The sequence below is a fragment of the Streptomyces sp. NPDC006798 genome (assembly GCF_040635975.1).
Classification (GTDB): Bacteria; Actinomycetota; Actinomycetes; order Streptomycetales; family Streptomycetaceae; genus Streptomyces.
Genome location: NZ_JBEYIS010000029.1, coordinates 13,392 through 32,830, shown reverse-complemented (window position 1 = coordinate 32,830; position 19,439 = coordinate 13,392). Strand labels below are relative to the sequence as shown.

The 19,439-nt window shown below is 73.8% G+C and carries 12 protein-coding genes; 5 read left to right on the top strand and 7 right to left on the bottom strand.

From position 1 onward, the window contains the following. Positions 1-85: 85 nt before the first annotated feature. The 4 genes from ABZ714_RS20595 to bla all read right to left on the bottom strand — a co-directional run bounded on the left by ABZ714_RS20595 (position 86) and on the right by bla (position 7,399). Positions 86-2,170: a DUF11 domain-containing protein gene (locus tag ABZ714_RS20595; protein WP_358826708.1), complete on the bottom strand. Its 2,085-nt coding sequence runs from the start codon at positions 2,168-2,170 to the stop codon at positions 86-88. A 250-nt stretch (positions 2,171-2,420) separates the two neighbouring features. Next, positions 2,421-4,544 carry a hypothetical protein gene (locus ABZ714_RS20590; protein ID WP_358826707.1) on the bottom strand — a complete coding sequence of 708 codons (2,124 nt, stop codon included), beginning with the start codon at positions 4,542-4,544 and terminating at the stop codon, positions 2,421-2,423. Next, positions 4,541-6,262 carry a hypothetical protein gene (locus ABZ714_RS20585; protein ID WP_358826706.1) on the bottom strand — a complete coding sequence of 574 codons (1,722 nt, stop codon included), beginning with the start codon at positions 6,260-6,262 and terminating at the stop codon, positions 4,541-4,543. Before ABZ714_RS20585 ends, ABZ714_RS20590 begins: the two co-directional genes overlap by 4 nt. Positions 6,263-6,430: 168 nt before the next feature. Next, positions 6,431-7,399, bottom strand: a complete 969-nt coding sequence (gene bla, locus ABZ714_RS20580) for a class A beta-lactamase (RefSeq protein WP_358826705.1) — start codon at positions 7,397-7,399, stop codon at positions 6,431-6,433. 291 nt (positions 7,400-7,690) lie between these two features. Between bla and ABZ714_RS20575 the strand changes: the two genes are divergently transcribed. Further along, entirely contained in the window at positions 7,691-10,489 is a 2,799-nt protein-coding gene (locus ABZ714_RS20575; protein WP_358826704.1) for a SpoIIE family protein phosphatase, read from the top strand. 40 nt (positions 10,490-10,529) lie between these two features. On the opposite strand, the gene ABZ714_RS20570 is transcribed toward ABZ714_RS20575, so the two are convergent. Beyond that, complete coding sequence (locus ABZ714_RS20570) at positions 10,530-10,931, bottom strand: hypothetical protein (RefSeq protein ID WP_358826703.1); 402 nt, start codon at positions 10,929-10,931, stop codon at positions 10,530-10,532. A gap of 188 nt (positions 10,932-11,119) precedes the next feature. Between ABZ714_RS20570 and ABZ714_RS20565 the strand changes: the two genes are divergently transcribed. From ABZ714_RS20565 to ABZ714_RS20550, 4 genes are all read left to right on the top strand, one after another. Then, positions 11,120-11,722 (top strand): TetR/AcrR family transcriptional regulator, encoded by a 603-nt coding sequence (locus ABZ714_RS20565; protein WP_358826702.1) that lies wholly within the window; start codon positions 11,120-11,122, stop codon positions 11,720-11,722. 149 nt (positions 11,723-11,871) lie between these two features. Continuing rightward, positions 11,872-13,320, top strand: coding sequence for a M14 family zinc carboxypeptidase (locus ABZ714_RS20560; RefSeq protein WP_358826701.1), 1,449 nt, complete (start codon positions 11,872-11,874; stop codon positions 13,318-13,320). 66 nt (positions 13,321-13,386) lie between these two features. Beyond that, complete coding sequence (locus ABZ714_RS20555) at positions 13,387-13,995, top strand: TetR/AcrR family transcriptional regulator (RefSeq protein WP_358826700.1); 609 nt, start codon at positions 13,387-13,389, stop codon at positions 13,993-13,995. 203 nt (positions 13,996-14,198) lie between these two features. Further along, positions 14,199-15,227: an aldo/keto reductase gene (locus ABZ714_RS20550; RefSeq protein WP_358826765.1), complete on the top strand. Its 1,029-nt coding sequence runs from the start codon at positions 14,199-14,201 to the stop codon at positions 15,225-15,227. 22 nt (positions 15,228-15,249) lie between these two features. Here ABZ714_RS20550 and ABZ714_RS20545 read toward each other — a convergent pair whose 3' ends face one another. After that, positions 15,250-15,555, bottom strand: a complete 306-nt coding sequence (locus tag ABZ714_RS20545; RefSeq protein ID WP_358826699.1) for a hypothetical protein — start codon at positions 15,553-15,555, stop codon at positions 15,250-15,252. Positions 15,556-15,807: 252 nt separating this feature from the next. Then, positions 15,808-19,143, bottom strand: a complete 3,336-nt coding sequence (locus tag ABZ714_RS20540) for a S8 family serine peptidase (RefSeq protein ID WP_358826698.1) — start codon at positions 19,141-19,143, stop codon at positions 15,808-15,810. Positions 19,144-19,439: the final 296 nt, after the last annotated feature.

Below are 19,439 nucleotides of genomic sequence, written 5' to 3'. Positions count from 1 at the left end.
CGGGGGCCCGTACCGCTGTTACGGCGGTACGGGCCCCCGGCCGGTTTCCCGGTCGGCTCACCGAGCCCGGGTCACGAACCCCGGGTCACGGGGTCTTCTTCGTGATCTGGAGGTCCGCCGTCGGCCGTTTGACCGTGCCGCCCGGCGTACCCGTCGTACTGCTGTTGTTGCCCGCCACCGGGTCGCGGGTCGTCGCGTCGACGGTCGCCGTGTTCCGGATGTCCGAGCCGTCGCCCGTGTAGTCCGGCGCCAGCTTGACCCGGAAGACCCAGGTCACGGAAGCGCCGGGGGCGAGGGTCGGCAGCGGGCCGCAGACCACCGCGTCCTCCGACAGACAGTCGTCGTCGGACGACACGAAGGTCAGGGCGGTCGGCAGGACGTCCCTGACCTCGACGTCCTCCGCCTGCGACGGACCGTTGTTGGTGACCGTCACCTGGTACTCGAAGGTCTCGCCCGGCGCGACCGGGGCCGAGGTGACGGGCCGCTTGACGATCCCGAGGTCCGCCGACGGCTGGGCGACCGTACCGCCGGGGACGGTGGCCGTGTCGGAGTCGTTCCCGCTCGCCGGGTCGATGTTGTCGGCGGTGACCCGGGCGGTGTTCAGCAGATCGCCGCCGTCGCCCTTGTACGCCGGGTCGACCCGGACCGTGAGGATGTACTCGACCGTTTCGCCGACCCCCAGCGGGGCGGTCCGGCGGCAGGAGACCGCCTGGCCGGAGGCCGTGCATCCGGCGGGTGACGACGAGACGTACGTCAGCCCGGCGGGCAGGTCGTCGGTGAGCCGGACGTTGAACGCGTCCGCCGACGGGCCGTTGTTGGTCACCGTGATCCGGTAGTCGAACCGCTGGCCCGGGATCGGCGACGCGGTGCCGACGGGCTCCTTGGTGACCGCGAGGTCCGCGTACGGCTGGTTGACCGTGCTGCCGGGGAGTCCGGCGGGCGGGCTGGTGTTGTTCCCGGGCACCGGGTCGGCGGTGTCGGAGTCCACCACGGCCACGTTCTGGATGTCGGTACCGTCGCCCCGGTAGTTCGGGTCGAGCCGGACCGTGAAACGCCAGGTCCTGGACGCGCCGGGGGCGAGCGTCGGCTGCGGGCCGCAGCTCACGTTCTGCCCGGTGGCGGTGCAGCCGTCCGGCGACGAGACGAAGGCCAGCGGCCCCGGGAGGGTGTCGGCGGCGGTGACGCCGGCCGCCCGCGACGGGCCGTCGTTGGTGACGGTGACCGCGTATTCGAAGGTCTCACCGGGCGCGATGACCGTACCGCTGGTGGGCCGCTTGGTGACCCAGATATCGGCCTGCGGCTCCGTGACCCCGCCGGGCGGCAGGACCGGCGGCGAGGTGTTGTCCACCGGGTTGGGGTCCTCCGAATCGGAGGTGGCGGTCGCGGTGTTCCGCAGATCGGTGCCGTCACCGGTATAGGAGTCGCTCAGTTTGACCCGGAACGTCCAGGTGACCGTGTCACCGGGCGTGAGCACCCCGCGCGGGCCGCAGGTGACGCGCCGGCCGGAGGCCGTACACGGGTCGCCGGAGGAGACGAAGGTCAGCCCGGCCGGAAGATCGTCGGTCGCCGTGACGTTACGGGCGTCGGACGGGCCGGTGTTCTCCACCGTGATCCGGTACTGGAACTCCTCGCCCGGGGTGGTCGGGCCGGTCCCGATCGCCGTCTTCAGGGTGTTGAGGTCGGAGACCGGGTCGAACGGCCCCGGCGGGGTGACCGGGTCGGTGGTGTTGTTGCCCGGGTCGGGGTCCACGGCCTCGGACGTGCCGGTGGCGGTGTTCCCCAGATCGGAGCCGTCACCTTGGTAGGAGGGGCTGATCCGGACGACGAACGTCCAGGTCTTGGTCTCGCCGACGACCAGCTCCGGCTCCGGGCCGCAGGTCACGGTCAGTCCGGCGGCCGTGCAGCCGTCCGCCGACGACACGAACTCCAGACCCTCCGGCAGGGTGTCCGTGGCCACCACGTCACGCGCCACCGACGGGCCGTTGTTCCGGGCGGTCAGGGTGTACGTCACCAGCCCGCCGGGCGGGATCGCGGCGGCGGCCACCGCGGGGGCGAGGGTGCCCAGCTGGGTCACGACCCGGGCGGGCGCGGCCAGGTTTACGGCGCCGGCGGTCCCGGCCCCCAGGGGCAGGGCCGCTCCGGCCAGGACGACGGCGACCGCGGCTCTCACCACGGATCTCGGGCGCCGCCGCCCTTGTCTGCTGCTCGGTCTCATCTCGTCTCGGATCCGTTCGTCGGGGTCGGGGAAGGGGGCGGGGTCGGGTCGGGAGTCGGAGGGCGTAGGGCGTAGGGCGGGGGTCCAAGGAGCCGGACGGCGGGGGTACGGCCGGTCCGGTGACCGGGGTCGCCGGGTCACCGGACGGCCGGGTCCTGGGGCGCCGCGCCCGGCCGGGAGGGCGGCGCCCGCTCGCGCGGCCCGGTCAGTCGGCGCGTTTGGCGAGCGTCACATCGGCCGTCGGCGGGGTGACCCGGCCGCCCGGAACGCCCGCCGTACCGCTGTTGTTGGCGGGGTCCGGGTCCTGGGTGGTCGCCGTCGCGGTCGCGGTGTTCCGCAGGGCGGTGCCGTCGGCCGCGTACCCGGGATCGATCCGGACCCGGAACGTCCAGCTCACCGACGCCCCGACGGCCAGCGGGGCGGCCGAGGCACAGCTCACGTCCTGACCGCTCGCGGTACAGCCGTCGGGTGACGAGACGAACGAGAGCTGGGCGGGGAGGGGGTCGGAGATCCGGACGCCCCGGGCCACCGACGGGCCGTTGTCGGTGACGGTCACCCGGTAGTCGAAGGTCTGCCCGGGGGAGACGGGGGTGGAGGTGACGGGCTGTTTGACGGTCCGCAGATCGGCCCGGGGCTCCGTCACACCGCCGGGCGGGGTGACCGTACCACTGGTGTTGTTGGCCTGGTTCGGGTCGGTGACGGCATGTGTCACGGTCGCCCGGTTGCCGAGGTCCGTGCCGTCCCCGGTATAGGTGTCGGCGAGTCTCACCCGGAAGGTCCAGGACTGGGAGCCGCCCGCCGCCATGGTCGTGGCGGCCGGGCAGGTGACGGTCTGGCCGCTCGCCGTACAGCCGTCGGGTGACGAGACGAAGGTCAGCCCGGCGGGCAGGGTGTCGGTGATGGTGACGGCACTGGTGCCGGAGGGGCCCGCGTTGCTCGCGGTGATCCGGTAGTCGAAGGTCTGACCTGGTGTGACGGGTCCGGTGCCGAGGGCCGTCTTGGTGACGGAGACATCGGCCAGGGCCAGGACCGTGGTGGTCGTGGAGGCGCTGTCGTTGGCCGCGTTGGTGTCCGTCCGGTCGGCGGGCGGGAAGACGGTCGCGGTATTCGCATACGTTCCGGCGACGGTGGGCGCCCGGCCCCGGATGGTGTAGGTGACGGAGCCGTCGCGCGGCAGATTGCTCGTGGCGACGATGCTGTTCCCGCTGCCCGAGGTCTGGAGACAGGTACTTCCGACGGCCGCCGCACAGGTCCAGGTGACACCGGTGAGACCGGGGACGTTGTCCACCAGCCGGGCGCCCATCACGTCGTTGGCACCGCTGTTGGCGACCGTGACGGTGTAGGTGACGGGGTCGCCCGCGTAGACGGTGGCCGGGCTGCCGGTCTTGGTGACGGAGAGATCCGCCGGGACGTTGATCTTCAGATCGCCGATCTCGTGGATATTGGTGGCGAGTCCGGTACCGCCCGAGAAGCCGACCTTGAGGGTGGAGGGGAGGGCGGGCTGGCCGGTGATGGTGGAGACGTCGTAGTTGCTGACGACCTGGTTGAGCGGGGTGCCGGGGCCGGTGTCGGACCAGATGGAGACCATCAGCCGGCCGCCGCTGGGGGTGACCGTGACCCGGACCGTGCGGTAGTCGCCCCGGCCCAGGGTCTCGACGGTGCCGCCGGGACCGGCGACGGAGGTGCCGAAGCGGTAGCCGGTGGTGCCGTTGCCGCCGCCGCGCAGCACGATCCGGTTGGCCTGGCCGCCGGGGCCGCCGTTGCCGACGGCGTTGGAGGAGAAGTTGCCGAACTCGTCCAGTCCGATGCCGAGGAAGGCGCCGGGGACACCGGGCCGGTTGCAGGGCGGGCCGCCGCCGCAGGCGTAGCCGAGGCTGCCGCCGGTGGCCCCCGTGCCGTTGGCGGCGTTGCCGTCGGCGAGGAAGAAGGTCAGACCGTCGCCGCGTTTGCCGTCGAAGGTGGTGCCGCCGTAGGTGGCATAGGTGAACTCGGCGACGATTCCGAGGCTGGTGGGGAAGGAGTCGTTCATCTCCCAGCCGCCCGCCTGCTGGATGGCGGCGCTGGTCAGCCGGAGCCAGCCGCCGCTCTGATAGCTGGCGGTACCGGTGAGGCTGCCGAGGTTGCCGGTCGGCCCGTCGAAGGGTTCGTGGACGGGGAAGCTGAGGGCGCGCGGGGCCGCCGCGTGGGTCGGCGGCGGGGCGAGCAGCAGGGCGGCCAGTACGGCGGCCAGGGTGAGGGCGAGTACGGATCCGAACCGGGCCGGGGGCCCGGACCGGCGGACGCGGGTACGGTGCCGGGCCGTACGGAGTCGGGCCGGGTGGCTGCTCATGGCCGGGGGCCCTCCTCCGGGGTGCCGGACGGGCCGGGGGCGCGCAACTGACGCCGGGAGAGCAGGACGAGGGCGCCGCCGGTGGCCAGGGTCAGCCCGGCGGACCAGGGCAGCCAGCCGGGGACCTCCCGCCCGGTCTGGGCGAGCTGATGCGGCTTATGAGGCTTGTGGGGTTCTTGGGGTTCATGGGGCTGGTTCGGTTCCTGCGGGTGGTGCGGTTCGTGCGGGTTCTGCGGGCCGTTGTCGTCCGGGTGCTCCAGATAGAGGGGGCCGCCGTCCGGGCCGGTGGTACCGGGCCGGTTGTTGTTGTTCCCGGGTACGGGGTCACGGGTCACGGCGGTGACATAGGCCGTGTTCTCGATCTCGCAGCGCCGGTGCTGGTGGGCGGGGTCGTCGCCACCGCCACCGTGGTCACCGCCGCCGCCACCGCCGCCTCCCCGGAGGTCCGCGTCCTCCCGGACCCGTACCAGCAGTTCGTAGCTGGCGGACTCCCCGGCCGGGAGCCGGTCCAGGACCGGGCAGAGCACCGTACGGTCGTCGTCCGGGGACGGCGCGCAGCCGTCCGGCGACGACTCGAAGGCCAGTACGGCGGGGAGCGCGTCGGTGACCCGGACGCCGACGGCCGTCGCGGGACCGTTGTTGCGGACGGTGATCCGATAGGTGAACCGGTCGCCCGGCAGCACGGTGTCGGTACGGCCCGGGGGCAGGACCGAGGTCTTGGTCAGGGCGAGGTCGGCCCGCCCGGTGTCGGGGGGAACCGGGACGCCGGTGTGCGTGGCGGTGTTGTTCTCCTCGTCGGGGTCCTCGGTGCCGGAGCTGACCACGGCGACATTGGTGATGTCGGAGCCGTCGCCGGTGTAGTCGTCGGCGGGCCGGACCGTGAGCAGCCAGGTACGGGTCTCGCCGACGTCGAGGGTGGCCAGCGGGCCGCAGGTGATGTTCCGGCCTTCGGCCGTACAGCCGTCGGAGGACGAGACGAAGACCAGCGAGTCGGGCAGCCGGTCGGTGACGACGACGTCCACGGCCTGGGAGGGGCCGTGGTTCACCACCGAGACGCGGTAGGTGTACGGGGTGCTCTCGGTGGCCGCGGTCTCCGGTGCGCCGCCCTGGTCGGTGGCCTCGGACCGGGCACCGGGCGCCCCGGCGGCGGCGGAACCGCCGGGTCCGGTGACGGTGACATCGGGCCCGGGGCCGGGGCCGGGCCGGGGTTCGGGGCCGGGGCCGGGGCCGGGGCCGGGTCCGGCAGCGCTGGTGTCTGTGCCGGTACCGGTGCCGGTGCCCGTACCGGCCGACGCCGACGCCGGACCGGAGCCGACCGGTTCCCAGCTGACCGCGAGATCGGCGCGCGCCGGGGAGAGGGGCCGCGTCCCACGGGCCGTACCGTCGGCCCCGGGTGACGCCCCGTCGCCCGGCGCGGCCGGGGTGACCGTACCGGCGCGGCCGTCGGCGCCCGGGGCCGTACCACCGCCGGACGAGACGCCCCGGCCGCTCTGACCGGCGCCATCCGTACCGGCGCCGCTCTGCTCGGTACCGCCCGGCTCAGCGCTTTCGGCCGCCCCCGCCGGGTCCGCCCCGCTCGCGGCACTCCCGGCACTCGCGCCGACCGGCGGGGCCAGGGCGATGAGCCCCGCGCCCAGCGCGCAGCAGACGGCGGCCAGACCGCGTCCGCGTCCGCGTCGGGCGCCCGGTACGGGCCGTCGCCCGGGGATGCGTCTCATGGGGGGTGCCTTCCGTGCTGACCGGTCCTTGGTCCACGGACTGCACCCTCCCCACCCATGATCAGTTCATCGTATAAATACGGCTTAAATACCTCTGACGGTGGTATCGATGACAGCCACTCAGGTGCCGGCCGCCGCCCGCCGCCCGTACTACCAACGGACTCGCCGTCAGACGAAGGCGCCGAGCGCCACTTCGGCCGCCTCCGCGATCAGCGCGTCCTCCCGCTTCGCGTCCTCGACGTCCTTCTTGGAGAGCACGGAGAGCACGATCGGGGCGCGGCCCGGCGGCCAGGCGATCCCGATGTCGTTACGGGTCCCGTAGCCGCCGGAGCCCGTCTTGTCGCCGACGGTCCAGCCCGCGGGCGCCCCGGCCCTGATCAGCGCGTCACCCGTGGTGTTCCGCTTCAGCCAGTCGACGAGGACGGCCCGCCGGTCGGCCGGGAGCACGTTCCCCAGGGCGTACGCCCGCAGATCGGCGGTGAGGGCGCGGGCCGTACTGGTGTCCCGGAGGTCGCCGGGCACGGCGTCGCTCAGCTCGGTCTCGTAGCGGTCGCAGCGGGTGACCCGGTCGCCGATCGCGCGCAGCGCCCTCTGGAGCCCGGCGGGCCCGCCCAGCTCGTCGAAGAGGATGTTGGCCGCCGCGTTGTCGCTGTAGCGGACGGTCGCGTCGCAGAGTTCGCGCAGGCTCATCCCCTTCCCCACCCTCGGCTCGGTGATCGGCGAGTGCGGCTCGATCACCTCCGGGCCGAAGACGATCCGCCGCTCCATCTGGCGCAGGGTGTTCCGTTTCAGTACGGCTCCGGCGATGAGCGCCTTGCAGGTGGAGGCGTAGGCGAACCGCTCGTCGGGCCGGTGGGCGACCGTACGGCCGCTGCCGGTGTCGATCGCGTACACGCCGAGCACCGCGCCGAACCGCCGCTCCAGCGCCGTGAAGGCGGACCCGGTCGCCCCGGCGGCCGGGCCGGAGGCGGTGGCGGCCGGGCCGGAGGCGGGGGTGCCGCCCGGCGGAGCCTTGCGGCCGGGCGCCGGGGACGTGTCCGCGTCGCAGCCGACGAGGGGCACGGCCGCGAGCCCGGCGACGGCGGCGAGCGCGCCCCGGCGCGAGAGATCCCGGCGCGAGAGGGGGTGTCCGGTCATGGTGAGTACGTCCTTCCGTACGGCTGTCCTGGCCCTTTCCGGGCCGAGCAGAACAGCGGGCCCGCCGTCGCGTCCAAGACCGATAGGGCTAACGCGGTCATCCGCGGACGGCTATGACCGCAGGTCACGGGTCCGGACCGGGGCGGTCGGCGGCGCCGGGCGGAGCCCGGCCGTAGCAGAGGAGTGACATTCCGGCGGCCGGGCGGCTCGGCCGGGCCGCCCGGCCGTCGCGGGCCGTCGCGGGCGGCCCCAGCAGAGGCGGCCCACCGAATATCTGGATAAAAAAGGCTCATGGTGCGATCCGGGCGCTCCTCCGGGGCGGATGGCGGCGGGGCACGGTCCGTTCTCGGGCCGCGCAGCGTCGTGGGGCAGATGTTCGCGCTCCAGCTCGTCGTCGTCATCCTGCTCACCCTCGGCGCCGTCGTCCTGCTGCTGGTCATGGCCCGGCAGGAGAGCCACCAGGAGGCGGGCAGCCGGTCCCTGGCGATCGCCGAGGGGTTCGCCCACGCCCCGGGGACGGCCGCGGCCGTCCTGTCGCCGGATCCGACCGCCGTACTCCAGCCCAGGGCGGAGGAGGCCCGCAAGGGGGCCGGGGTGGATTTCGTCGTGGTCCTCAACCGGGCCGGTACCCGGCTCACCCATCCGTTCCCGGACCGGATCGGCAAACCGACCTCGACCGATATCGAGCCCCTGCTGGCCGGGGAGACCGTGGTCGAGGACTGGGTGGGCACCCTCGGACCGCAGGTCAGGGCGTACGTCCCGGTACGCGGGCCGGACGGCGCGGTGGTCGGCGCCGTCGGCGCGGGCGTCACGGTCGCCCGGATCCAGTCCGCCGCCCGGGAGCAGCTGCCCGCCGTCCTGGGCGGGGCCGCCGCCGCGGTGGCCCTCAGCACCGGCGGCACCGCCATGCTCAGCCGCCGGCTCCTGCGCCAGACCCACGGTCTCGGACCGGCCGAGATCACCCGGATGTACGAACACCATGACGCGGTGCTGCACTCCGTCCGCGAGGGCGTCGTGATCGTGGGTCCGGACGGCGGGCTGCGGCTCGTCAACGACGAGGCGCGGCGTCTGCTGGACCTGCCGCCGGACGCGGAGGGCCGGGAGGTGGCCGGGCTCGACCTGCCCCCGGAACTTGCGGAGCTGCTGGTGTCGGGCCGGGAGGCCACCGACGAACTGTTCCTGGTCGGGGAGCGGACCCTGGCCGTCAGCCAGCGGCCCACCCGGGGCCCGACCGCCCCCGCCACCACCCCTGCCGGCCGCCCCGCCGGCAAGCCCGGGAGCGCCGAGGCCCGGAGCGGCGCCGGGCGGGTCGCCACCGTACGCGACACCACCGAGCTGCTGGCGGCGTCCGGCCGGGCCGAGGCGGCCCAGCGGCGCCTCCGGGTCGTCTACGAGGCCGGGATGCGGATCGGCAGCACCCTGGACGTCCGCCGGACCGCCCGGGAGCTGGCCGAGACGACCGTCGGCCGGTTCGCCGACTTCGTCACCGTCGACCTCGCGGACGCCGTGCTGCGCGGCGACGAACTCCACGGCGCGGAGCGGGACGTCCGCCGGATCGTCGTCGCCGGGATCCGCGACGACGCCCCGTTCTACCCGGAGGGCTCCCGGATCGAACTGGCCTCCGCCACCCCGCAGGCCCGCAGTATGGCCACGGGCCGCCCGGTCCTGGAGCCCGGGCTGAGCGCCGCCCGGGACTGGCAGACCCAGGACCCCGGAGGCGCCCGGCGGCTGGTGGAGTACGGGGTCCACACCCTGCTCGCGGCCCCGCTCGCGGCCCGGGGCACCCTGCTCGGCGTGGTCTGCTTCTGGCGCGCGGACCGGCCCGAGCCGTTCGACGCGGACGATGTGGCGCTCGCCGAGGAGGTCGCGGCCCGGGCCGCCGCCTCCCTCGACAACGCCCGCCGCTATACCCGCGAGCACACCATGGCCGTCACGCTCCAGCACAGCCTGATGCCGCGTTATCTCCCGGCGCAGGAGGCGGTGGAGGTCGCGTACCGCTATCTGCCCGCCCAGGCCGGGGTCGGCGGCGACTGGTTCGACGTGATCCCGCTGCCGGGCGCCCGGGTCGCGCTGGTCGTCGGCGACGTCGTCGGCCACGGGCTGCACGCGGCGGCGACCATGGGCCGGCTCCGTACCGCCGTCCACAACTTCTCCGCCCTCGATCTGCCGCCCGACGACATCCTCGGCCACCTCGACGAACTCGTCGACCGGATGGACCAGGAGCGCACCCCCGGCGACACCGGACCGGACGTCACCGGCGCGACCTGCGTCTACGCCGTCTACGACCCGGTCACCGGCGACTGTGTGATGGCCAGGGCCGGACATCCGCCACCGGTCGTGGTCGACCCCGACGGCCGGGCCCGCGTCCTCGACGTACCCGTCTCACCGCCCCTGGGGAGCGGCGGCGGACTGCCCGTCGAAACCACCCGGTTCAAGCTGGCGGAGGGCGCCCGGCTGGTGCTGTACACGGACGGCCTGATCGAGCGCCCCGAACGGGACATCGACACCGGGCTCGACCTGCTCTGCGACGCCGCGTCGGGCCGCCCCGGCCTCGACCCGGAGGAGACCGTACGGGCCGTGCTCGCCGCGCTCCCCGGCGCCCAGCCCCGGGACGACATCGCCCTCCTGGTGGCCCGGACCCACCGGCTGGACCCCGGGCGGATCGCGGAGTGGGACGTGCCGTCGGACACGTCCGCCGTCGCACCCGTACGGGCCCGGTGCTCGGCCCGGCTCCGGGAGTGGGGGCTGGAGAACATCTCCTTCACCACGGAACTGATCATCAGTGAGCTGATCACCAACGCCATCCGGTACGCCGCCCAGCCCATCACCGTACGGATGATCCACAGCACCTCGTTGATCTGCGAGGTCTTCGACGGCAGCAGTACGGCACCGCATCTGCGGCGGGCCGCGATCACCGACGAGGGCGGCCGGGGGCTCTTCCTGGTGGCGCAGCTCGCGGACCGCTGGGGCACCCGGTACACGGCCCGGGGCAAGGCGATCTGGACCGAGCAGAACCTCCACGGGCCGGGCGGCGGCACCCCCGGCGGCCCCGATCTGACGGACGCGCTGCTGGACCAGTGGAGCCTCTGACTCCGCCGCGCCCGGCACACCGCTGTCGCGGGCCTACGGCCTACGGGCCTACGGGCTGCCGCCGGGGCCCGGCGCCCTCGCCGAAGGCGGGACCGGGGCCGGAGCCGAGGCCGCCGCCCCGGACGGACGCGTGATGGGACCCGGGGGCGGTACGTCCCGCCGGAGCCGCGCCCGTACCGCCTGATCCGCGCCCGGAGCCGGAGCCGTACGCGGGCACCCGGTGCGGATCCCCGACGGGAACGTACGCCGGGCCCGGAGCCGGGGCGGTGTCCGCGACCGTGGTCCAGTCCGCCACCGTCGCCGGGCGCCCGGGACCGCCGTCGGCGATCGCGTACGGCAGGGTCGAGGCCAGCGCCCCGACGAGCGCGAGGGTCACACAGCTGCGGTAGGCCACGATCGCGGGCGCGGTCGCGGTCACGGTCCGGCGGGAAAGTTCGATCACACCCCCGATCCTTCCGGCCCGGCCCCTCGAAGTCGTCCCCCTTTCCGCCGTACTCCGGCCTCCTCCTCAGGACGGACCGGGCGTACGGCAACCCGGGCGACCCGGCAGCCCGGCAGCCCGGCGGTCCGGTGGGCGGACCCGGGCGGACCGGCCGGGCGCGAGGAGCCGCCCGATAGGCTGGCCCGACCATGCGCACCGTCGACCCCGTCAAGCACGCCGCCCGGCGCGGCCGGATCCTGGAGTCCGCCGCGGCCTGTTTCGCGGAGAAGGGCTTCCACGCCACCCGGACGGCGGACATCTCGGCCCGGGCGGGCATGAGCCCCGGCAATCTCTTCCACTACTTCCCGACGAAGCACGCCATCGTGCTGGCCCTGATCGAGAAGGAAGGCGCCGACACCGCGGCCCATCTCGCCGAGCTGGCCGCCGCCGACGACCCGCTGGCGGCGCTCTTCACCCTGGTCGACACCGCGGCGGAGCTGGCCGCCGACCCCGCGTACGCGAGCCTGACCCTCAGCACCGCGTCCGAGGCGCAGCGCGACGAGGCCGTGGCCGCCCTGCTCTCCCGCAACGACCTCGAACTGCGGACCGCGATCGCCGGTCTGCTCCGCCGCGCGGCCGACGCCGGACGGGTGGACCCGGATCTCGCCCCGGAGGCGGCGGCCACCTGGGTCGCGGCCCAGTTCGACGCGCTCTTCGCCCGGGTCGCCACGGACCCCGGATTCGCCCCGCTGGACCAGGCGCCGCTGCTTCGGCTGCTGCTGACCCGGTTCCTCGCCGTACGCGAAGCCTGACGTACCACCAAAAACCCGGCGTTCGTGCGCCGTCGCGTACCCCCTCGCCTCCGCCTGCCCGGGGACTCGGCACGCCCCGCCCCTTGACTTCGATAACGCCATTATGTTGATAATCGCGTTATCGAACGACCGTCAACGGGAGTGAGAGCATGGGGAATTCGCCCGGAAACAACCGCCGCACCTTTCTCCGCACCACTGGTTCGATCGGCGCGATCGCCGCCGTCACCGCGTCCAGCACGGGATTCACTCCGGGATCCGCCTCGGGATCCACCACCGGCTCCGGATCGGACTCCGGCGCCCGCCCAACACCCGCCGCCGGGAGCTGGGATGCCGAGCTTCCGGAAATGCGCCGGTATCCGGCCCTCCGGGAATTGCACGGCGCCATCAGGGCCGTCGCCCGCTCCCATCCGCGCCGTACCGAACTACGGACGATCGGGCATTCCCGGGGCGGCCGGGAGCTCCTGATGCTCTCGGTCGGCAAGGGCCGGGAGAACGCCCTCGTACTCGGCGGACCCCACCCCAACGAACCGACCGGCTTCCTCACGGCCCTCCACCTGGCCCGACTGACGGCCCGGCGGCCGGAGTTCGCCGAGGGGCTCGATCTGACCTGGCACATCGTCCCCTGTATGGATCCGGACGCGGCGGCGCTGGGCGACGGCTGGTACGGCGGACCGCACACCGTCCGGAGCTACTACGGGAACTTCTACCGGCCGGCGTTCCGCAACCAGGTGGAATGGACCTTCCCGGTCCCCGGCGGCTTCGACCGCCCCCTACCGGAAACCCGCCGGTTGATGACGGTCATCGACGAACTGAGGCCAAAACTCGTCTACAGCCTGCACAGTTCGGATTTCTCCGGATTCCACTTCATGATGAACCGGCCCGCGCCGGCGCTGATATCCGATATCGAACGGACCCTGACGCGGCGCGGGCTGCCGTTCCATCGCGGCCCGGCCGACGGCGGCGCCGAACCCCTCGGTCCGGGCTCCTTTCTGCTGCTTCCGCCGGCCCCCGGGACGGGCGGGCAACTGCCACCCGGCACTTCGAGCTTCCACTACGCGGCCCGGCACGGGGCGCTCGGCCTCTTGCCCGAGACCCCGATGTGGCACACCCCCCAGCTCTCGGACGTCTCCGACAGCGGCCACCGCTACAGCACCCTGCTCGGCCGGGCCGCCGAACGCCTCACCCGGGACGGGGAGCTGCTGACCGCCGTGACCGACGGCGCGCGGGACCGCTTTCCGCCGGGCTCACCCCTCGCCGAAGCGGTCGACGAGGGCCTGCTGCCCATCGGCCGTACGGCCGGGGCGTACCGCGAGATGGCGGCGGACCCGGCGTGCGGGCGTCCGGCGACCGTCGCGGAGCAGTACGACCTCCGCTGGCTCACGTACACCCTGACCCTCCGCACCGGCGGCATGCTGAACCGGCTCGTCACCGACCCGGCGGCCGACGGCGCCGGCCCCGGCGACCGGGCGCGGCTGCGGAGCTGGTTCACCCGCCGGTGTGCGGAGATGGCCCGCGACTTCCCCGGCCGCGCGTACGACCCCCGGGAACTGGCCGCGGTCCAGATCGAGATCGGTCTCGCCGCCGCCGCGGCCCGGTAGTCTCGACGCGGGCACGACAGCGACGGCGTTTCCCGGAACCGCCGTTCGAACCTCCAGGGACTCTTCATGCGCCGCACCCGCGCCGAACAACGGGAACACAACCGCAGGGCCCTGCTGGCGTCGACCCGGCACCTCCTCACGACCCGGGGCACGAGCGTCCCCGTCGACACCATCGCCGAGGCGGCCGATCTCACCACCGGGGCCGTCTACTCGATCTTCGGCAGCAAGCGGGATCTCTTCCTCGCGGTGGTCGAGGAGGGCGTCGCCGAGTTCGCCGAGGGGGTCGCCCGGCTGGGTACGGACGGGGCGACCCTGCCCGGCCTGATCGAGGCGTACGCCCGCCGGGTCGCCGCCGGGGTGACCGACGACTTCCCCGAAGAGGCCCGGCTCGAAGTCCTGATGCTGCTGCTCTGCCTGGACGACCCGTTCTTCCGCGAGGAGTGTCTGCGGCTCCAGCGGGCCCAGCGGGACGCGCTGGCCGGGCTGCTCACCGGCCGGGCCGTCACCGACGGCCCGGCGGCCCGCCGGATCGACCGGGCCGAGGCGACGCTCATCGCCTCGTCGCTGCTGGCCGTCACCGCGGGTTTTCTGCTCCGGGGCATCCCGGACGGCCACCGGGACCTGGACGCCATGATCCGCGCCTGCTCGGCGCTCACGGCTCTCGCCGCGCCCTGAGAAGCCACGGCCCCGGCCGCGCCCCTCCCCAGCCTCCCGCGCGTCCTCCCGCAGACCCTTGCGAAAACGGATCGGCGTTCCGTATCGTCAAAACGGATCGAGGTTCCGTTTCGGTTCGGCCGCGTTCCCGTGCCCGGCGCCCCTCCCCCGCGAGGCGGCCACGGGCCGGGACCAGACTTCGGAGGACGACGACCATGACGACCATGCGGTACCGCACGCTGGGCCGGACCGGTGTCCGGGTCAGCTCACTGGCGCTGGGCGCGATGAACTTCGGCGCCCTCGGCCGCACCACCCAGGACGACGCCGACCGGATCGTCGGCGCCGCCCTGGACGCCGGGATCAACCTCGTCGACACCGCCGACGTCTACAGCCGCGGCCAGTCGGAAGAGGTGATCGGCAAGGCGATCGCCGGGCGCCGCGACGATGTCGTACTCGCCACCAAGGCCGCACTGCCCATGGGCGACGAACAGAACCATCAGGGAGCGTCGCGGCGCTGGCTCGCCAAGGCCCTCGACGACAGCCTGCGACGGCTCGGCACGGACCACATCGACCTCTACCAGATCCACCGCTGGGACCCGCTCACCGACGACGAGGAGACCCTCGCGGCGCTCACCGACTTCCGGCGCGCCGGAAAGATCCGCTACTTCGGCACCTCGACCTTCCCCGCGTACCGGCTGGTGCAGTCCCAGTGGGCCGCCCGCGAACACCGGCTGGGCCGCTACGTCACCGAGCAGCCGAGCTACTCGATCCTGCAACGCGGCGCCGAGGCCGAGATCCTGCCCCTCGCCCAGGAGTACGGCCTCGGGGTCCTCGCCTGGAGCCCGCTGGCGTCCGGCTGGCTCTCCGGCGCCGTCCGCGAGGGCCGGGAGATCACCACGAACAGGTCCGCGTTCATGCCCGGCCGCTTCGACGTCTCCGTACCGGAGAACCGGGCCAAGATGACCGCCGTCGAGCAACTGGCCGCGATCGCCGACGAAGCCGGTCTCACGATGATCCAGCTGGCCCTCGGCTTCGTGACCGCCCACCCGGCGGTCACCTGCGCCCTGATCGGCCCCAGGACCATGGAGCACCTGGAGTCCCAGCTGGCCGCCGCCGACACCGTCCTGTCCGCCGAGGTCCTGGACGCCGTCGACGCCGTCGTGGCGCCCGGGGTGGATCTCGCCGCCCATGAGAAGCACCCGACCGCCGCACCCGCGATCACGGACCCGGCACTGCGGCGCCGCGCGTCCTGACGGCCGCCGCCGGTGCGCGGTCTCAGGAGGCCGTACGCCCCCGGCCGCGGAACTCCGCCTCCAGTACGGCGTCCTCCGGCCGCTGCTCGCCCCAGTCCCCGTTCCGGTCGAGGGTGAGCACATGGCGGCCGTCGCGGGTCGCCGCGGCCCGGGAGAGGGAGCCCGGCACCTGACCGCCGTGGCCCCGGACGCTCACCCCGCGTAAGAGCCGGTCCGAACGGATACCCAGCCCGTACGCGGCGGCGGACCGCTCCCCGTCGCGGCCGGGACCACCGGGATCTCCACCAGGGTCTTCGTGGCCTCCGCCGACCGGGATCCCCTCCAGCATCCGGGCGAGTTGGCGGGCGGGGAGGAGCCGGCCCCGTTTCCGGCAGCCAACCGACAGCGACCGCCCGGCACATCGGGGATGTCCAGGACGGTGACCGCACGCGGCAACGACGACACCGGCACGCCGTACGAGCCCGACCGCGCCCCGGCACGACAGCGCCGCCCGGCCCCGTCTCCACGGACCCGGGCGGCGCGCGCCCCACTCGTTTCCCGCGTACGACCAACAGGTCCGCGGGTCCTGGAACCTACGGGCCTACCGGCCGAAGTAGGCGTCGTACACGGTCACGCTCCCCTTGCCGCCACGGGTGTCGGTGACCTCGCCGCGCAGAGCGACCGACTTCCCCTTGGCGGGGTTCCGCACGGTCACCCGGCCGTCCGTGACGGGGACGTCGTGCCAGCTCGCCCCGGCGTCGTAGGAGACGGAGACCGCGAGCGACGCCAGGCCGGAGCCCGCCGCCGGGCCCTGCACGGTGACCGGGAAGGTCGACACACGACCCGCCGGAACGGTCCCGTCCAGACCGGTCGAGGCGCCGAACCTGACCATGGACAGCGGGATCCGCGTGCTCTCCTCCTCCGGCGTCTCGCCGCTGCGGAAGGTCCACGAACCGTCGATCCGGGTCGAGGTCCGGTCGACCGCCGGGCTCCGCCGGACCGAGGTCGTCAGCGTGTACTCGGCCTCCTCCGGTCCCAGGCCGGGGAAGCCGTCCCAGCCCTCCAGCGCGTCCTCGATCTCACCGATCCTGGTGGCGCCCCGGTAGAGCGCCGTCTTCGCCGAGGTGTACGCGGACCAGCCCGCGTTGCCCCGGCCGTCGGAGAAGAGCGGCACCTCGGCCCAGAGGTCGTTGCCCGCCCGCTTGACCCCGCTGTACTCGTGCGTCAGCGGCGAGTGGACCCCCGTTCCGACCATCGTCACCTGGCGGGTCGTACCGGGCCGGAAGTGCCGGACCGGGGAGTCGTAACCGGCCTCGTCGGTGCCGTCGGCGCCGAACCGGACCACGTTCAGGCCCCAGGCGTTGACCTTCCCGGCGGTGGCGACATAGTGGTTCCGGGTGCCCGGCAGCTTGTACGTGTACTCCGAACCGAAGGAGACTCCGTCGAGCCCGGAGACCACCGCGGAGGCCGCCTTCCTGCCCTTGACGGTCGCCCCGGTGAGGGCGGAGACCCGGGCGAAGTCCGCCCGCTTGAACGTCGAGCTGTGGCCGTTCGCGAGCCGGTCCACCCGGCCCCCGGCCGCCGCGTTGTACTGGCTCCCGGCGCCGCTCCCCCACTGGCCGTTGAAGGACTCGTGGAGGGTGACACCGGTCGGCCGCGCCGGGCCGAGCTGCGCGATCCGGTAGTTGTCGAAGGCCCCCACGAACTCGGTGGAGCCCACGAGCCGACGGCCCTTGCTCACCTCGTACGTGGTCCGGGCGTCGGTCATCGCGACCCCGGCGTCCGGGGCGCTCATCCGGACCGGCTTGGCGAGCCTGGCGTCGACCTCGACGGTGGTGTTCCTGGTCAGGGCCAGCCTGGGATGGACCAGACGGTCGATGGAGAACCCGGCCGGGGTGTCGGACAGCCGCATCGAGTTCAGGACGTACTCGCCCTTCGGCAGCCGGAACTCGACCGTCGGCCTGCCCTCGCGGTCGAAGGCGCCGGCATCGGCCACCCCGTCGAGCTGCGCCAGATAGGAGACGAACTGCTTACTGGGCTTTCCGTCCTGGCCCTTGTAGTTGAGCGTCAGATCGTACGACTCGACCTCGCGGTCCACGGCGGCCGGGGTCCGGACGGTCTGGCCGCCGCCGGTCGCCACCAGGGTCGCCGTATAGGCGCCGTCGTTGTCGCCGCCGAGCCTGGTGTCGGCCGTCACGGCGACGGTGGCCGTACCGCCGTGGGGCACGGTGACCCGGTCGGCCCCCAGGGTGAAGAACCCGGCCGGGGCGGGCCGCCCCTTCGGGTCGAGGCCGCAGACCGTCAGATCCAGGGTGACGGGCTGGTCACCGAGATTGCGGTACGTCACATTCTTGGTGACGGGCCGGTCGTCGGTGTGCGGCCAGCTCTGCCGCCCGAAGGAGACCGACGGCTCGTCGGAGACCACGGTCTGGGCCAGCGCCCGGTCGACGGTGATCCGGCCGGTGCCCTGCTGGAACACGGAGTGGCCGCCGTCCTTCGCGGACGCGGTCAGCACCGACTTCAGCCGGGTACCCGACCAGTCGGGGTTCCGCTGCTTCAGCAGGGCGGCGGCGCCCGCGGCGTGCGGGGTGGCCATCGAGGTGCCGGAGATCGTCAGATAGCCCTGCGGGCTCTCCCCGTTCTGCCGGGCGAGCAGGCTGTCCCGGGCGGCGGCGGCGGTGATGTCCACACCCGGCCCGGTGACATCCGGCTTCACCCCGCCGTCACCGGCCCGCGGCCCCACGCTGGAGAACCCGGCCATCGCACCGGTGTCGTCCACCGCGCCGACGGTCAGGGCGGCCTCCGCACTGCCCGGGGAGTCGACGGTACCGGGGAACGGCCCCGAGTTCCCCGCCGCGACCGCGAACAGGACCCCCTTCTCCTTGGTCAGCTGGTTGATCCGCAGCTCCAGCGGATCCAGCCCCGGCGAGTCCTGGCCACCGAGGCTCATATTGATCACATCGGCGCCCTGTGCGACGGCCCAGTCCATGCCCGCGAGGATCCCGGAGTCCGTACCGCTGCCCTGGTCGTCCAGGACCTTGGCATTGAGGACCGCCGCCCCCGGCGCCACACCCTTGTACTTCCCGCCCGAGTGAGCCCCGGTACCCGCCGCGGTCGCCGCGACATGCGTCCCGTGCCCGTGCCGGTCCACGGCGTCGGGCGAGTCGGAGAAGTTGCCCGCCTTGGCGACCTTCCCCCGCAGATCGGCATGGCTCGCGTCGACACCGGTATCGAGTACGGCGATGGTGACGCCCGTCCCGTCGTACCCGGCCTCCCACGCCTTCGGCGCGCCGATCGCGCCGACACTGGTCTCCAGATTCGCGGTCCGCACCGCGTCCAGCCAGACCCGCGCCACCCCCGGCGCGGTCCTGGCCGACACCTCGCCCTTCGCGGTCCGGGTCAGCGCCGACCACAGCGCGCCCGCGTCCCGCTCCGCCACGGTCACGGCATCCGCGTTCAGCGACGACAGGGTCCGCCGCACCTCCGCGTCGGCCCGTACCCCCTGACGCGCCGAGACCTCGGCGGCACCCTCGTAGGCGACGATGACCTTGAGCCCGTCGCGGTACGCCCGCCGGCTCTCGGCCCGGCTGAGCGCCGTCACATCGAACAGCCGCCGGTCCACGGTGCCCCGGGCGATCAGCCGCTCGGCGTCGACCGGCACGACATACGTACGCCCCCGCTCGGTCCAGGTCCGTACGGGTATCTTCGCCCGCCCCTCGCCCCGCTCGACGGCGGTGACCCGCCCCCGCCCGTCGACCCCGACCCGGTCCCCGGTGATCAGCGTGACCCACCGGACCCCGCCCACGCCCCCGACGGCGGCGCTGCTCCCGGTTCCGCTCCCGCTCCCGCCGGTCTCGGCGACCGCGGTCGTACTGCCCATCCCCGCGACAAGTGCTGTCGCCACGAGCCCCGTGACGACCTGTCTGGTGGAGAACAACGTGACTCCCCGCTCCGCGGGGATTCGGACGCGGTACCGGAAGTGGCCCCGCTCCCCACTCCCACCCGATCAGAGTGATCAAGACCGGTCCACGTTGTCGCCGACCACGCCGATGGCCGAAAACCACCGCTCCCGTACACCCCGGCGGCCGACCCACCCCCCGCCCGCCTGGCCGAGCCGACCCCCGGCCGGACTCCGACAACGGCCGAATGCACCACCGGTACGGGCCCGAACGCCCCCGCCCAGGGGTCCTGCCCACAGAAAAAGCCAGGTCAGACGGAGTCTGACCTGGCTTT

Excerpts from the sequence above, each read along its gene's own strand:
- ABZ714_RS20545 (WP_358826699.1), bottom strand. The coding sequence starts at position 15,555 with ATGCTGGAGGGGATCCCGGTCGGCGGAGGCCACGAAGACCCTGGTGGA.
- ABZ714_RS20590 (WP_358826707.1), bottom strand. The coding sequence starts at position 4,544 with ATGAGCAGCCACCCGGCCCGACTCCGTACGGCCCGGCACCGTACCCGC.
- ABZ714_RS20575 (WP_358826704.1), top strand. The coding sequence starts at position 7,691 with ATGGTGCGATCCGGGCGCTCCTCCGGGGCGGATGGCGGCGGGGCACGG.
- ABZ714_RS20550 (WP_358826765.1), top strand. The coding sequence starts at position 14,199 with ATGCGGTACCGCACGCTGGGCCGGACCGGTGTCCGGGTCAGCTCACTG.
- bla (WP_358826705.1), bottom strand. The coding sequence starts at position 7,399 with ATGACCGGACACCCCCTCTCGCGCCGGGATCTCTCGCGCCGGGGCGCG.
- ABZ714_RS20565 (WP_358826702.1), top strand. The coding sequence starts at position 11,120 with ATGCGCACCGTCGACCCCGTCAAGCACGCCGCCCGGCGCGGCCGGATC.
- ABZ714_RS20560 (WP_358826701.1), top strand. The coding sequence starts at position 11,872 with ATGGGGAATTCGCCCGGAAACAACCGCCGCACCTTTCTCCGCACCACT.
- ABZ714_RS20555 (WP_358826700.1), top strand. The coding sequence starts at position 13,387 with ATGCGCCGCACCCGCGCCGAACAACGGGAACACAACCGCAGGGCCCTG.
- ABZ714_RS20585 (WP_358826706.1), bottom strand. The coding sequence starts at position 6,262 with ATGAGACGCATCCCCGGGCGACGGCCCGTACCGGGCGCCCGACGCGGA.